At 35.2% G+C, this 14,722-nt stretch carries 12 protein-coding genes; 9 read left to right on the top strand and 3 right to left on the bottom strand.

Features of this window, described 5'->3' with window-relative positions:
• Positions 1-91: 91 nt before the first annotated feature.
• The 3 genes from fusA to G7B18_RS07910 all read left to right on the top strand — a co-directional run bounded on the left by fusA (position 92) and on the right by G7B18_RS07910 (position 3,386).
• Positions 92-2,215: an elongation factor G gene (gene fusA, locus G7B18_RS07920; protein ID WP_164108719.1), complete on the top strand. Its 2,124-nt coding sequence runs from the start codon at positions 92-94 to the stop codon at positions 2,213-2,215.
• A 73-nt stretch (positions 2,216-2,288) separates the two neighbouring features.
• Entirely contained in the window at positions 2,289-2,594 is a 306-nt protein-coding gene (gene rpsJ / locus G7B18_RS07915) for a 30S ribosomal protein S10 (protein WP_013667229.1), read from the top strand.
• 75 nt (positions 2,595-2,669) lie between these two features.
• Positions 2,670-3,386, top strand: coding sequence for a 3-ketoacyl-ACP reductase (locus G7B18_RS07910; RefSeq protein WP_164122305.1), 717 nt, complete (start codon positions 2,670-2,672; stop codon positions 3,384-3,386).
• A 58-nt stretch (positions 3,387-3,444) separates the two neighbouring features.
• On the opposite strand, the gene G7B18_RS07905 is transcribed toward G7B18_RS07910, so the two are convergent.
• From G7B18_RS07905 to G7B18_RS07895, 3 genes are all read right to left on the bottom strand, one after another.
• Positions 3,445-4,083, bottom strand: coding sequence for an outer membrane beta-barrel protein (locus G7B18_RS07905; protein ID WP_164122304.1), 639 nt, complete (start codon positions 4,081-4,083; stop codon positions 3,445-3,447).
• A gap of 531 nt (positions 4,084-4,614) precedes the next feature.
• Positions 4,615-5,445, bottom strand: a complete 831-nt coding sequence (locus G7B18_RS07900; RefSeq protein ID WP_164122303.1) for a universal stress protein — start codon at positions 5,443-5,445, stop codon at positions 4,615-4,617.
• A 220-nt stretch (positions 5,446-5,665) separates the two neighbouring features.
• Positions 5,666-6,712 carry a cyclic nucleotide-binding domain-containing protein gene (locus G7B18_RS07895; protein WP_164122302.1) on the bottom strand — a complete coding sequence of 349 codons (1,047 nt, stop codon included), beginning with the start codon at positions 6,710-6,712 and terminating at the stop codon, positions 5,666-5,668.
• 176 nt (positions 6,713-6,888) lie between these two features.
• On the opposite strand from G7B18_RS07895, the gene G7B18_RS07890 reads away from it, so the two are divergent.
• From G7B18_RS07890 to G7B18_RS07865, 6 genes are all read left to right on the top strand, one after another.
• Positions 6,889-7,362 carry a helix-turn-helix domain-containing protein gene (locus G7B18_RS07890; RefSeq protein WP_164122301.1) on the top strand — a complete coding sequence of 158 codons (474 nt, stop codon included), beginning with the start codon at positions 6,889-6,891 and terminating at the stop codon, positions 7,360-7,362.
• Between the two features lie 717 nt (positions 7,363-8,079).
• Entirely contained in the window at positions 8,080-8,838 is a 759-nt protein-coding gene (locus G7B18_RS07885; RefSeq protein ID WP_164122300.1) for a polysaccharide biosynthesis/export family protein, read from the top strand.
• Positions 8,839-8,857: 19 nt separating this feature from the next.
• Positions 8,858-11,146, top strand: coding sequence for a GumC family protein (locus G7B18_RS07880; protein WP_164122299.1), 2,289 nt, complete (start codon positions 8,858-8,860; stop codon positions 11,144-11,146).
• A gap of 269 nt (positions 11,147-11,415) precedes the next feature.
• On the top strand, positions 11,416-11,970 hold the full coding sequence (locus G7B18_RS07875; protein WP_164122298.1) for a UpxY family transcription antiterminator: 555 nt from the start codon (positions 11,416-11,418) through the stop codon (positions 11,968-11,970).
• Complete coding sequence (gene tviB, locus G7B18_RS07870) at positions 11,958-13,253, top strand: Vi polysaccharide biosynthesis UDP-N-acetylglucosamine C-6 dehydrogenase TviB (RefSeq protein WP_164122297.1); 1,296 nt, start codon at positions 11,958-11,960, stop codon at positions 13,251-13,253. The genes G7B18_RS07875 and tviB overlap by 13 nt, the downstream gene beginning before the upstream one ends.
• 3 nt (positions 13,254-13,256) lie before the next feature.
• Positions 13,257-14,699 (top strand): lipopolysaccharide biosynthesis protein, encoded by a 1,443-nt coding sequence (locus G7B18_RS07865; RefSeq protein ID WP_164122296.1) that lies wholly within the window; start codon positions 13,257-13,259, stop codon positions 14,697-14,699.
• The last annotated feature ends 23 nt before the right edge of the window (positions 14,700-14,722 follow it).

The raw sequence follows: 14,722 nt of genomic DNA, 5'->3' as shown, positions 1-14,722 counted from the left end.
TTGATAATAGACTTAAATCGTTATCGAGATCGGTGTACTTATTTAAACTGTTAAAATTAAACAGCCTTCCAAGGCAAACTGCAAAAATAAAATGGCAAAAGATTTAAAATTAGTTAGAAATATTGGTATCGCTGCTCACATCGATGCTGGTAAAACTACCACGACAGAGCGTATCTTATTCTACTCTGGTGTAAACCACAAATTGGGAGAGACACACGAGGGTTCGGCTACGACTGACTGGATGGCACAAGAGCAAGAGCGTGGTATCACGATCACCTCTGCAGCTGTAACTGTATTCTGGAACTACCGTAATCAAAAATATCAAGTAAACGTAATCGATACTCCTGGACACGTGGATTTCACGGTTGAGGTAAACCGTTCATTGCGTGTACTAGACGGATTAGTTTTCTTGTTCTCTGCTGTTGATGGTGTTGAGCCTCAATCAGAGACCAACTGGAGATTAGCGGATGGCTACAAAGTACCTCGTATTGGATTCGTAAACAAAATGGACCGTTCAGGTGCTGATTTCTTAAAAGTTGTTGGCCAAGTAAAATCCATGTTAGGATCTAATGCTGTTGCTTTACAATTACCAATCGGAGCTGAAGATGATTTCGAAGGTGTAGTTGACTTAATCAACAACCGCGGTATGGTGTGGAATGAAGCTGATAAAGGTATGACCTTTACAGAAGTTCCAATCCCTGCAGACATGTTGGATGAAGTAGCTGAGTACCGTGAGAAGTTATTAGAAGCAGTAGCTTCTTATGACGAGTCTTTGATGGAGAAATTCTTCGAAGATCCAAACTCATTGACTGAGCGTGAGATCTTGAACGCTTTACGTGCAGCAGTATTGGATAACGCGATCGTACCTATGGTATGTGGTTCATCTTTCAAAAACAAAGGTGTACAAACCATGCTTGACCTAGTAATGGAGTTATTGCCTTCACCTCTTGATATCGAAGCGGTAAAAGGTACTAACCCTAACACAGGTGAAGAAATCGAGCGTAAACCATCTGAAGCAGAGCCATTCGCAGCATTAGGTTTCAAAATTGCTACTGACCCATTCGTAGGTCGTTTATGCTTTGTACGTGCTTATTCAGGTGTATTAGAAGCTGGTTCTTACGTATTGAATACCCGTTCAGGAAACAGAGAGCGTATTTCCCGTATCTTCCAAATGCATGCTAATAAGCAAAACCCTATCGAACGTATCGGTGCTGGTGATATCGGTGCTGTTGTTGGTTTCAAAGACATCAAAACCGGTGACACGTTATGTGATGAAAAGAACCCTATTGTTCTTGAGTCTATGCAATTCCCAGAGCCGGTTATCGGTTTAGCTATCGAGCCTAAAACTCAAGCTGATATTGATAAATTAGGTATTGGTTTAAGTAAATTAGCAGAAGAGGATCCTACATTCGTCGTTAAAACAGACGAAGAGACTGGCCAAACTGTAATCTCTGGTATGGGTGAGCTTCACTTAGATATCTTGATCGACCGTTTGAAACGTGAATTCAAAGTTGAAGTAAACCAAGGTGCTCCTCAGGTAGCTTACAAAGAGTCTATCAACGGTAGCACAGAACACCGTGAAGTTTACAAAAAACAATCGGGTGGTCGTGGTAAATTTGCGGATATCAAAGTTGTTATTTCTCCAATTGATGAAGATTATGACACTTCAAAATCAGCGCTTCAATTCGTAAATGAAATCGTAGGTGGTGCTATCCCTAAAGAATACATCCCTTCTGTTCAAAAAGGATTTGAGATGTCATTGAAAAATGGTGTTTTAGCAGGTTTCCCTTTATCAGGCATGAAAGTTCGTTTGATCGATGGTTCATTCCACGCAGTCGATTCAGATGCTTTGTCATTCGAATTGGCAGCAAAAATGGCTTACCGCCAAGGACTACCTAAATGTTCTCCAGTATTGATGGAGCCTATCATGAAGGTAGAAGTATTAACTCCGGAAGAGAATATGGGTGATGTAATGGGTGACTTGAACCGTCGTCGTGGTCAGATGCAAGGTCTTGATACACGTAATGGTGCTCAAGTAATCAAAGCTATCGTTCCTCTTTCAGAAATGTTCGGTTACGTTACTCAATTACGTACGATTACTTCAGGACGTGCTACTTCCACAATGGAGTTTGATCACTATGCTGAGGCGCCTCGTAACGTACAAGACGATGTAATTGCAAAATCTAAAGGTAAGATCAAAGCTATCGAAGAATAGTTAAGATAAAAATAAACCGACCGCTGGTTGCGAATAGCTCTAATCAGCGGTCATCTTTAAAAATAAATAAAAAATGAGCCAAAGAATCAGAATCAAATTGAAATCTTACGATTACAATTTAGTTGACAAATCAGCTGAGAAAATCGTAAAAACAGTAAAACCTACAGGTGCAGTTGTTAGTGGACCTATTCCATTGCCTACGGAGAAAAAAATCTATACGGTATTACGTTCACCACACGTTAACAAAAAAGCACGTGAGCAATTCCAATTGTGTTCTTACAAGAGATTGTTAGACATCTATTCATCAAACTCAAAAACAGTTGATGCGTTGATGAAATTAGAATTACCTTCAGGTGTTGAAGTTGAGATCAAAGTGTGATAGATTTCAGTAACTGAAAAAGAAAAGCCTTCTCATTAGAGAAGGCTTTTTTGGTTTTATTAAGTAGCTTTGTATATGGAGAATTTAAAAGGAAAGAATGCGCTCATAACCGGTGGCGGTAGAGGTTTAGGAAAGGCTACTGCCTTGGCATTTGCCAAAGAAGGTATCAATGTTGCCATCACGGGTAGGAACGAACAACTATTGAAAGAGACCGTCTCTGAATTGACTGCTCTAGGTGTACAAGCGGCTTATGCGGTCTTTGATGTGGCTGATTTTGATAATGTGACTGCTGCCATAACCGAACTAAACGCTGACTTTGGTACATTCGACATTCTGGTAAACAATGCAGGTATAGCCGCCTTTGGATCTGTTCTGGATATGGACCCAAACACCTGGAAAGATATCGTAGAAACGAATCTATTGGGCACCTATTATGTCACTAAAGCGATACTCCCACAGTTAATCGAAAAAAATGAAGGTGATATCATCAATGTATCGTCTACAGCAGGTGTTAACGGAGCAGCAACGACGTCTGCTTACAGTGCTTCCAAATTTGGTGTTATTGGTTTTTCGGACTCCCTAATGCGTGAAGTACGTAAGAATAATATCCGTGTATGCACCTTGATGCCGAGTACCATTGCGTCAGATATGTCCAAAGAACTGAATTTAACGGACGGAAACCCGGAAACCGTACTACAACCGGAAGACTTTGCAGAGTTAATCGTCGCCAATCTAAAATTACCACGTAGAGCCATGCTTAAATCGGCTTCGCTTTGGTCTACAAATCCATAAATAATAAAAAAAGCCTCACAAAATGTGAGGCTTTCTATTTTTTGAACTTCTATTCAAATTAGAATTTGAAAGTCAAACCGAAAGTTGCGTTATCAAAGAAGTTATTGAAAACGTTTACATTTGTATTAAAAGCTGTATATGCTTTAGCACCATCCACATCAGCTTTACGTGAGTTGAAAGAAACAACATCAGCGAAAGCAAAGTTTACAGCAATTTTCTCTGTTAAGAAGAAGTTAGCGCCGATACCTGCATTAGCACCAAATCCATTGAATTTAGCTGCATCAGTTTTAACATCGCCTACTTTAGTTTCGCCATTTTTTTCATTCATGTAACCAACACCTACTTCAGTGTAAGTTTTAAAACGTGAACCAACTTCTAAGAAGTAGTAACGACCGAAAGCACCAACACCAAAATTTTTATTTGTAGCTACAGTTTTGATATCACCTGCATAAGTAGTTTTTTTATCTTGACCGAAACCGAAATCAACCCCAACTGCGATTTTATCAGTTACGAAGTAACCAGCTTTAGGATTGAAGTTAAATTCTGATGTTTTAGCTTTTGTTCCTTTATCGTTAGTATTTGAAGAGTTAAAGTTACCTTCTACGATGAAGTTACCTTTTTCAAAACCAAATTCTTGTGCTTGAGAAGCAGCAGTCAAACCTGCAACAGCAGTTAATGTAAGTAAAAATTTTTTCATATCTTTTTAATTTATATTTAACACTGGCAAATGTAGAACTTTTTGAAAGCAAAAAAAGGTTAAAAAGTCTGCTAATTGTCACAACAACCATAACCAAAACACAATCAACTAAAAAACAATCACTTACAAGTGTAACAATTGTGTTTTTTATTACAAATCAAAAAAAAACTCTTATTTAATGTCATTTTTGCACGGTTAAAGCCCTATTAATACTGACTATATAATATAAAAGGTCAATTATTTAAAAAGTTTCAACTAGAACTATTTTCAACAAGATTCTATAATTCATTACAACTCTATTCAAGCACAGAATTCATCACTCTCCCCTGCATTACTTATAGCAGACAACGAATGAACTCCGGAATCGGGCTACCATAATGTAGATATTCCTCGTAATAAATTCAAAAGTGGCGCTATCACCTATATTTAACATCAACGTAACACGGAAAAGGTTGATAAAAAGTGATTGGAAAGAATTCCTAGTTTAATTGTTGCCATTTTACATAAAGTCAAATGGAATACAGGAATTATTTACTTCTTATAGGTTAATATAGGGATTTTTCTAAAAAGAGGTATGGGCTGTAAAGCTGAAGCATAAAATATTGAACTTAAATAATGTTTAGATCTATTAATGAAGAAAACAACCACAGAGGGTCTTATTTTTCGAACCGCAATATCAATATCTTCAATTAAAGTGTTTGTGGGGTTTCTAAGAACATATTTAACCTTAACCACGATTCCTACTTTTTTAAGCAACCGAGCTTCTAAAATCGTAGTTTTTAGAAGAATCTTTAGAGGAGACACTATATGTAGTAATTTAATTTCGATATTAAGTGATTTCACAAATTCCAATATCTTTTTGATTTCTTTTTGATAATTAGCCATATCGGATGCATAACAAATGCTGTCTATGGTTTTTATCTTATAAGAACTAGGTACAGTAATTACAGGAATACGAGTTTTGGCAATTAGTTTACTTGTTGATGTGCCGATTGTATTTTTAATCTTTCCTGCGCCTTGGGTGCTAATACACATACAGGTGCATTTATGCTTGGCCACACATTTTAAAATAGAGGTAACTATATTTGTGTTCATCTGAAGATCTATCTCAACATTGACAACTGGCGCTTCGATGCCACTAAAAATTCGATCCAATATCTTTTTTAACTTAGCTAATATAAATTCCCTTCTAGTTTGATGATAATTTTCAAATCTTTGAGATCGCCAGCTTTTGGGCTTCGAAAGATGATACACGTGCACAATAATCAAAGTCGCACCTTTTAATTGTGAAAGTTTATAGGCAAAATGAATCGCTGAAGTAGAATTAGCCGAAAGATCTGTAGCTACCAGAATTTTTTCCATAAATCTTCGTCATTTTGCTTCAAAATTACTTGTTGAATATAGTTAACACAATGACGATTATCATTTAAAACACTGATCACTAGCGTGAAATGTGGTTCACATTAATTTTACAATATACACGTATTAAGAGAAACAATTAACACCTTACACAGATGTTTTTGGCGAGGGAACTATTAATTATAAATTATTAAAGAAGAGAATAGAGCTAAAAATTGGCTATTTAACTTTTCATCTTTATTAATCCGTCTAGGTCAATAATCTGAATTTGACTTCCATTTCTTTCTATTAATCCTCTTTCTTTAAAATCAGTAAGTATCCTACTAACGGTTTCTGTAGCAATACCTGCAAGGCCAGCAAGTTCATCCCTACAAATATCAATTTGATCTATTGGAATTGTATCCTTGTTTAACCTAACCAATACTTGGGCAAGTCTTTTTCTAACAGACTCATAAGCAAGCTCTATTAGTTGATCTTCTTTTTCGTGTAAGTTGGCAGACAATATTTTAATGAAGTGTTGATTTAGTTCGACATGTTCATTTAATAAATCTATGATCGCACTTTTAGATATAAAATAGAGAGATGAGTTCTGCGTCGCTTCAGCACTTTCAGGCCAAGGCTCATCCAGCAATAAAGTATCTAAACCAATAAAACTTTTGGGTTTATACAAGCCTGTAATCATTTGTCGACCGTCAGCCGTTAACTTTAATGTTTTAATACAACCTTCGACCAATAGGTAAAGCCACTGCGAATGATCGCTCTCATAATACAAAGTTTGTTTCTTCTTAACATGCCTTATTTTACATTGAGAAATAAGGTCTATCAACCTTTCCATGCCTTTACCCTTATGACGATGATTGCTATTGGATTCAATAATCGGCAATGATGCCCAACTATGATCCTTATTCTTGTTAATTCTTGCCTCAACAGCTCTAATAAGCTGATTACCATGAAATGGTTTGGTAACGAAATCGTCCGCCCCCCATGCTATCCCTTTTTTTATGATATCTGGCGTCGATTGGGAATTTAAAAACACAAAAGGAATTTTGGTAGTTAAAGGATTTTTTGATAACACGGATAATACTTCGAAACCGTCTGTATTTGACAAGATTGTATTACATAGTATTAAACTAGGAAGTTCACTTATTGCGAGATTAATTCCTAAGCCGCTATTAAGTGCCACTATTACTTTATACCCTAAATTTCTTAATATGTCAGAGTATTTACCCAGCAATTCTGGATCATTCTCTATAATTAAAATACTTTTCATTTTACTAACACTTATAGGATCCAATTTATAAATCTACTTCTAATTCTATTTTACGACAATTATTTATTAAAAAGTGTAGCGTTTCAGCGACAAAACAGAAAATAAAAAGATGATCGCTATCACCAATAAACTTGATGAGAATCATTTCGAGAGCGGATCGTTTGAAGGAAATTTGAATGGAAAATAATAATGGACTTAAAATTAAGAAGGCTATGGGCACTATCAAACCAGGGATTGATTTATTTAAAATTAGTTTAAAAAATGAAAGTAACAGACCCAATTTAAAATACTCTTCGCAAAAGCATGCAGGTAGTATTGTCGAGTCTATAATTAGAAAGCAAGGCCATAACATAAGTAAGCTGGCTAGATATATGAAGATTAGTAGGTGTACATTGTACAATTGGTTTGAGCATGATACCTTACCTTTTGATATATTAGTAAGAATTGGGTCTTACATTAATTATGATTTTTCTTCTGATTTGCCCGAAATGTTTTCTTCAAACTCAGAGAGTAAATTAGAAAAGTATCCTTTACAAAACCAATTCACAGAAAATGAGAAGACGGACTATTGGATAAGAAAATATATACTTTTATTAGAAAAATACAATGAATGCCTATTAAGTCAAAACCATTCTCAAGAACTTAAATAATTTTTAGCCTCAGCACCTCGTTTTACAATATATTTCTTGATTCTTTTCAAATTCCTTCCAATATTTACCTTATATCTAATAAACCACGAGATATAAAGATTTGTTTTTTTGCCTGTCGTTATGAGAACCCATCACAAACGCGGTGTACTACTTGATCCGCCTAATCTAATACCTGCTTAATATCTTTTTTTCTGAAAAGGCTTATTTTATTTGCTAACCTATGCCTCTATCGGATCGTCGAGTTCAGTATGTTCGGTTAGTGACATTAAGAGTTTTTTTTCAGAAATTGTTATTCTTTACTATTGGCATGCAAGAGCTCTCCCGATAAAATCAGGTTAGTCTCATCGTTGTCGGTAATCTGCCAGCTGCCGGATTATGAAAGTTCTATTCTGAAGTTCTCAACTATAGTCTAAAACCGTAAAAAAAACATTTTCTTAGACCGATAGTTACAAATCTGCTGTTTTACAACTTTTCGCAGATCGATATACAACAAAAAATATTTTTATTGTAAAAAAAATACAATCAACTATTGCACATAAAACACTTCACTTTTTTACAAATCCTGTTAAATCTGTCAAACAAAACTGTAAATTTTTGTAAAATATGGATGCCATTTATACACTTTAAATACAAAGTGATTTGCCCTAGAAATTATTGACAGTTTTATACATAACTTAGTTGTAAAGAAGTCTTTCACATTTTTAGACACAAAAAATCATGAAAACAAAACACCTACTAATTATTATATATATGCTTACTTTTTGCTCATGTGCGCAAAAAAGAGATTTAGCTTATTTTAGCAATTTGGCGCAACAAAGGGCTGAAGAAACAATACAAGACCAACCAATAAAAATACAACAAAACGATCTCTTACGGATAAATATAAATAGCCTTAACCCAGAATCAAACACGCTATTTACGGTCAATCGTCAAAATGCAACCTCAGGTAATTATGATGGACCAGCGGGTTATAGAGTTGCTAAAGACGGAATGATTACCCTTCCAGTAATAGGTAATATTAAGATGGAAGGTTTAACTATTACACAAGCCCAAGATGCATTAACAGAAAAATTAACTAAATATGTTAAAGAGCCGATAGTCGAGGTACAGCTTTTAAATTTTAAAATTACTGTAATCGGAGAAGTAAACAAACCTTCCAGTTTTACGATACCTGGCGATCATATTAATTTATTAGAAGCGCTTGGTATGGCTGGCGATATGACTGTGTATGGTAAAAGAGAAAACGTTTTAATCATCAGGGAACAAAATGGGAAAAGAACAATGAGAAGGTTGGATTTAAACCAACAAAATGTTCTTAATGATCCCTTTTTTAATCTGATGCAAAATGACATAGTTTACGTAGAGCCCGATAAATCTAAAGCCATAGAGTATAGCCCTAGTACTAGAATTATGCCTATTGTGATTGCATCGATTTCAGCAGTCGCTGTACTCATATCAGCCATTTTAAGAAATTAGTCATTTAAAGAACAAGATTATGTTTGCGGAAAAGAACTTGAACAGGCCTAATGATTTTGCAGAAGTCTTAAAAAGAATTATCAAGAACTGGCCTTATATATTAACGAGTATTATAGTGGCAATGGCCTTAGTTTATGGCTACTTATCTCTGACACCACCTGTGTATAGGATCAGTAGTACATTATTAATACAAGATGATAAAGAAGGTGCAGCAATCTCTAACAGTACAGCCTTTAGCGATTTGAATATGTTCCAAACGGTTAAAACCGTTGATAATGAAATGGAGATTCTGCGATCTAAAGATTTGATCAATAAAGTTCTTCGAGATCTAAATATGGAGACCTCTTACTTTCAAAAATCAGGCTTAAAAACGAAAGAACTGTATGGCAAGACATTACCTGTAAAAATAGAAGTTGAAGAGTTAAACAGCGGAGCTTATTCTAGAAAAATAAATATTACGTCTATAAATGATAGCTTATTTAACTTTACCGATAGTACTGTTAATCTGGTAGTCCCCTATGATAAGCTTATCAAAAATAAAAACTATGCAATACGTGTAAACAAGGGACCTGCTTTTAAAAGTATGTATGGAAAAATAGACATTCAATTTAAAGACCTGTATAGACTTACTGAATCATATAACTTAGGGAGGTTAAAAATAAACCCTATAGTTAAGGATGCTAATACTATTGTAATTAGTTTGAACGATAACATTCCAGAAAGGGGATTAGATATTTTGAATAATCTTATCAGAAACTATAATACTAACGATGTAAACAATAAAAATGTAATCGCAGAAAATACGATTAAGTTTATAGATAACAGATTGAAATATTTGATAAGTGATCTGACAGGAGCAGAACAAGACGTTGAGAACTTTAAACAAAAATATCAGGTAACAAACCTAGATATTGATGCACAATTAAATGCAACAAGGTCAGGCGAATATAACCAGTTATTAGCGGAGTCAACTACGCAGCTTAACCTGGTTAAGTCTATGGAAGGCTATTTTTTAAATAAGGAATCGCAGAGCAGTTTAGCACCTAGTTCAATGGGCATTAAAGATCCGATACTGAATAGTATGATCGTGAAATTCAATGACCTTCAGCAAGAAAAAAATAGAATGCTCCGTACGGCTAATGCCGAAAATCCACTGGTGTTGAATCTGGATAATCAACTGTCCAGTTTAAAAAACAACATTTTGGAAAACCTAAATTCAATAAAAAATGGATTTAATATTGAGAAAAGTAATTTACAAAAAAATTATGCACAGTACTACAGCAAAAGTAAATCTGTCCCTACCATTGAAAGAGGACTTTTAGAAAGAAGTAGGGAGCAAACCGTAAAAACGGGGTTGTATCAGTACTTAGTGCAAAAACGCGAAGAAACAGCATTGTCATTATCTACTACAGTACCGACTTCACAAGTTATTGACAAACCAGCTTACAATACAACACCGATTTCGCCAAAGTCAGACATGCTTTATTTATGTGGTTTCATATTGGGATGCGTTGTACCTGCTGGCTTTATTTATGCAAAAGGATTTTTAAACAACAAAGTTACGGATAGCAGATCAATTGAACTAACAGGCGTGAAATTGCTTGGCGAGCTATCGCACAATTTGGACAAAAGTACCGATGTGTTTCGAGCAGATCAGCGTTCGACTATCTCAGAGTTATTTCGCTACATACGTATGAATTTAGGATTTATGCTAAATCAAGTTCATAAAGTAATATTGGTGACCTCAAGTATGAAAGGTGAAGGAAAAACTTTCTTTAGCATTAATCTGGCCAACACATTGGGTATGCTCAATAAAAAGGTCTGTATCGTAGAATTTGATTTGAGAAGACCAGCCTTGTTAAAAAAATTAAATTTGACATCAACGCTAGGTGTTACAGACTATCTGGATAATGACTATATTTCTGTCGATGATATTATCCAACCTAGCCTAGTCTCTGATAATGTCAGTGTAATCGGTTGTTCTGAAATTCCAGAAAATCCTGCAGAAGTAATATTGAACCCTAAAGTAGACGTCCTTATAGAAGAGCTAAGAAAACGATTTGACTATATTATCGTAGATACATCTCCGGTTGGACAAGTTGCAGATGCCTTTAGTTTGACACCTTTTGTAGATGTGAGTATATATCTCGTAAGATATAATTATACAAACCACTATCATTTGACTATTCTTAAAGATATTTACGACGAAAATAAGCTTAAAAACCTCATGGTGGTATTTAATGATGCAAAAAGAGAAAGGTATCATAAATACGGTTATGGAGGCTATGGATATGATATGGCAAACTAATAAATCTAAGAATTGATTATAACAAACGTATTGAACAGTTAATAGACCTTCTGCAGTAATAAATTAAGTATTCTGCAAATATTTAAATAGCCGTTTCCAATTTATTTTTTCCCTAATTACTTTTCAAAATTTACCCACACATCACTGTAAGTGATATGGCGAAGCCCTGTTGTCTAAGGTAGCAGATATAAAACTGCATAATGCCTAAAAAAATATGAATAGGGCAGAAAAAATATGACATTTTTTAATTCCTCTTAAAGAATTTAGTTATGGAAATTGGATTGAATTATAAAAGAAAGCTAAAAAAAAACTGGTTGGTTATTTATGTGCGTCCACGTTGGGAAAAAAAAGTAGATAGACTTTTACAAGATCAAGGAATTGAAACATTCTGTCCTTTAAAAACTACGGAAAACCAATGGGCAGACAGAAAAAAGACAGTAAGTGTTCCCCTCTTTACAGGCTATGTTTTTGTTAGAATAGATGATAGAGATCTTACTAAAGTCAGATATACGCTTGGTGTTGTTAACTACATTTATTTCATGGGGAAACCCGCCATTTTAAGGGAAGCGACAATTGAACAGCTTAAGGAAATGGTAAAAACCTATAATAACTTGGAGATAATTAACCTAAATGATCTTTCGACCGGCGATAGGGTGAGAATTAGAAGTGGATTATTTTATAATCAAGAAGGGAAAATTATCAAAATACAGGGAAAAACTGTTCTGATGTCTTTTGATCACATAGACTGCGCCTTAGTAACCCGGGTTGAAATCAGTCAACTTATCAAAGCTAAACCTCTAAATAACGCATTATGTACGCGATAGCACCTGTAAGAATAGCCATAATTGGCCTTGGGTATGTTGGACTTCCCCTCGCAGTAGAGTTTGCTAAGAAGCATAAAGTTATTGGTTTTGATATTCATCAACAAAGAGTGGATGAACTTAAAAGTGGTAAGGATAATACATTAGAAGTTTGTGAAGAAGATCTTAAGAATGTGCTTAGTTTCGATTTTTCAACTTCATACGGATTGTATTGCACAAGCGAGATAGATAAACTAGAATCGTGTACAGTTTTTATCATTACGGTACCTACACCTGTGGACAAAAATAACCGACCGGATTTAAATCCGTTGATTAAGGCTAGCTTAATGGTAGGGAAATTATTAAAAAGGGGCGATATAGTGATTTACGAGTCTACGGTATATCCTGGAGTAACAGAGGATGAATGTGTTCCGATATTAGCAAAGAGCTCGGGTCTACGGTATAATATTGACTTTTTTGCAGGATACTCTCCCGAACGCATAAACCCAGGAGATAAAGACCATACCGTAGCCAATATCCTTAAAATCACTTCTGGCTCTACACCGGAAACTGCCGAAATTGTGGATCAATTGTATCGTACAGTTATTCATGCTGGTACCCATAAGGCTTCCTCTATTAAGGTCGCAGAAGCGGCAAAGATTATAGAAAATGCGCAAAGAGATATTAATATTGCTTTTGTTAATGAATTGGCGATGATATTTAACAGGCTGGGAATAGATACTACCGAAGTACTTACTGCCGCTGGTACAAAATGGAATTTTCTGAATTTCAGACCAGGCTTGGTAGGTGGGCATTGTATAGGGGTTGATCCATATTACCTTGCACAGAAAGCACAGGAGGTTGGTTATCATCCTGAAATTATTCTAGCTGGCCGCCGTGTAAACGACGGAATGGGCGCGTATGTAGCGGATCAGCTTATTAAACAAATGATTTATAACGGTACCCACATTACAGATGCAGAAGTGTTGGTTTTAGGATTTACTTTTAAGGAAAATTGCCCCGATGTAAGAAACACGAAGGTAATCGACATAATTAGGAGGTTAGAAGAATATAAAGTAAAGGTCTGCATTCATGATCCTTGGGCCAATTCAGATCAGGTTAAACAAGAGTATGGCGTAATTTGTCAGAACGGGGAATCGAAAAAAAGAAAATACGATGCAATTTTAATTGCCGTTGCCCATAAGGAATTTAAAGAACTCGACCTTACAAATCTATGCAAAGAAAATACAGTCGTTTACGACATCAAGTCAGTCTTGCCTAATACAATGGTAAGTGCACGCTTATAACAAATGACTTTAAAGGAAAAGACTATCTCTGGCGTAATATGGTCAGTAGGTCAGCAATTTGGCTCTAAATTAATCAGTTTTTTTATAACCATAGTGCTAGCCCGCATTCTAACGCCGGCAGAATTTGGGCTGATAGCTATGTTATCTGTATTTATATCCATCGGAAACACATTGTTAGACGGAGGCCTTACTTCTTCGCTCATACGCACTACCGATGCAGATCAAAAAGATTTTTCTACCGTTTTTTATTTCAATTTGATAGGGAGCACAGTACTTTATTTCATTTTATTTTTTTGCGCCCCCCTTATTTCATCATTTTACAATCAACAAGTCCTTACAACGATCATTCGTGTTTACAGTCTAATATTTATTTTAAATGCTTTCTTTGGTGTTCAAAGTACCCGTCTTGTAAAAGAGATGAGGTTTAAAACACAAACAAACATACAAATCCCTTCGTCTTTAGCAGGTGGAATTTTAGGAATTATCCTTGCTAAAAATGGATATGGTGTCTGGAGTCTAGTATGGATGGGTTTATTTACCTCTTTTTTGTCAACCATACTTCATTGGATATATTCGGACTGGCGTCCGGCCTTGATATTTGACAAAGGAAGCTTTAACCGTCATTTTCATTTTGGCTATAAAATGACCCTATCTGGCGTACTTGATACACTTTATCAGAATATATATACACTTATTATAGGCAAATTTTACGCTGCAACTCAATTAGGATATTATTCTAGGGCCGACTCTATCAGTCAGCTACCAACTGCAAATATTTCAGCTGCTGTCAATAAAGTTACCTATCCGATGTTTGCGGAAATATCCCATAATAATATGCAGTTAAAAAGGATGAACAAAAAGGTAATGCAGCAGGTTATTTTTTGGAATGCTCCCATACTGATTTTTATGTGTGTAGCAGCTCAACCTCTTTTTAGTTTTTTATTAACCGATAAGTGGTTGCCTGCAGTACCATATTTTCAAATACTTTGCATTGCAGGGGTAATGTACCCCCTTCATGCGTACAATTTGAATATTTTAAAGGTGAAAGGACGGAGTGATTTGTTTCTAAAACTGGAGATTATAAAGAAAACACTAAGTGTAATAGGTATTTTGAGTGTAATACCTTTTGGTATTTATGGTCTGTTATATTTTCAATTATCGTTTAATTTTATCGGATTTTACATCAACACATTCTATAGCGGAAGGCTGATTAATTATCCGGTCAAAGAACAGATAGCCGACATTTTACCAACTATAATCTTATCGGCTATTATTGGCATTTCAGCTTATATTCTTGACTATTTCTTAGTGGATTCTTTTAATATTAACAATTTGACACGGATTATTATAAGTGCTTTGTTTTACGCCCTTACTTATTTAAGTATCAGTAACCTTATAAACCTTACCGCAATAATAGATTTTAAACATTTAATCCTAAAAAGATGATACCAGTAACCAAGCCATTTCTT

Source organism: Sphingobacterium sp. xlx-130, from assembly GCF_011007405.1.
GTDB lineage: Bacteria > Bacteroidota > Bacteroidia > Sphingobacteriales > Sphingobacteriaceae > Sphingobacterium > Sphingobacterium luzhongxinii.
Note: the sequence above shows the minus strand (reverse complement) of the source record. Positions and strands in the feature narration are given on the sequence as shown.

Bases quoted from the DNA above. Each gene is read 5' to 3' on its own strand.
- fusA (WP_164108719.1), top strand. From the start codon at position 92: ATGGCAAAAGATTTAAAATTAGTTAGAAATATTGGTATCGCTGCTCAC.
- rpsJ (WP_013667229.1), top strand. From the start codon at position 2,289: ATGAGCCAAAGAATCAGAATCAAATTGAAATCTTACGATTACAATTTA.
- G7B18_RS07910 (WP_164122305.1), top strand. From the start codon at position 2,670: ATGGAGAATTTAAAAGGAAAGAATGCGCTCATAACCGGTGGCGGTAGA.
- G7B18_RS07905 (WP_164122304.1), bottom strand. From the start codon at position 4,083: ATGAAAAAATTTTTACTTACATTAACTGCTGTTGCAGGTTTGACTGCT.
- G7B18_RS07900 (WP_164122303.1), bottom strand. From the start codon at position 5,445: ATGGAAAAAATTCTGGTAGCTACAGATCTTTCGGCTAATTCTACTTCA.
- G7B18_RS07895 (WP_164122302.1), bottom strand. From the start codon at position 6,712: ATGAAAAGTATTTTAATTATAGAGAATGATCCAGAATTGCTGGGTAAA.
- G7B18_RS07890 (WP_164122301.1), top strand. From the start codon at position 6,889: ATGGAAAATAATAATGGACTTAAAATTAAGAAGGCTATGGGCACTATC.
- G7B18_RS07885 (WP_164122300.1), top strand. From the start codon at position 8,080: ATGAAAACAAAACACCTACTAATTATTATATATATGCTTACTTTTTGC.
- G7B18_RS07880 (WP_164122299.1), top strand. From the start codon at position 8,858: ATGTTTGCGGAAAAGAACTTGAACAGGCCTAATGATTTTGCAGAAGTC.
- G7B18_RS07875 (WP_164122298.1), top strand. From the start codon at position 11,416: ATGGAAATTGGATTGAATTATAAAAGAAAGCTAAAAAAAAACTGGTTG.
- tviB (WP_164122297.1), top strand. From the start codon at position 11,958: ATGTACGCGATAGCACCTGTAAGAATAGCCATAATTGGCCTTGGGTAT.
- G7B18_RS07865 (WP_164122296.1), top strand. From the start codon at position 13,257: ATGACTTTAAAGGAAAAGACTATCTCTGGCGTAATATGGTCAGTAGGT.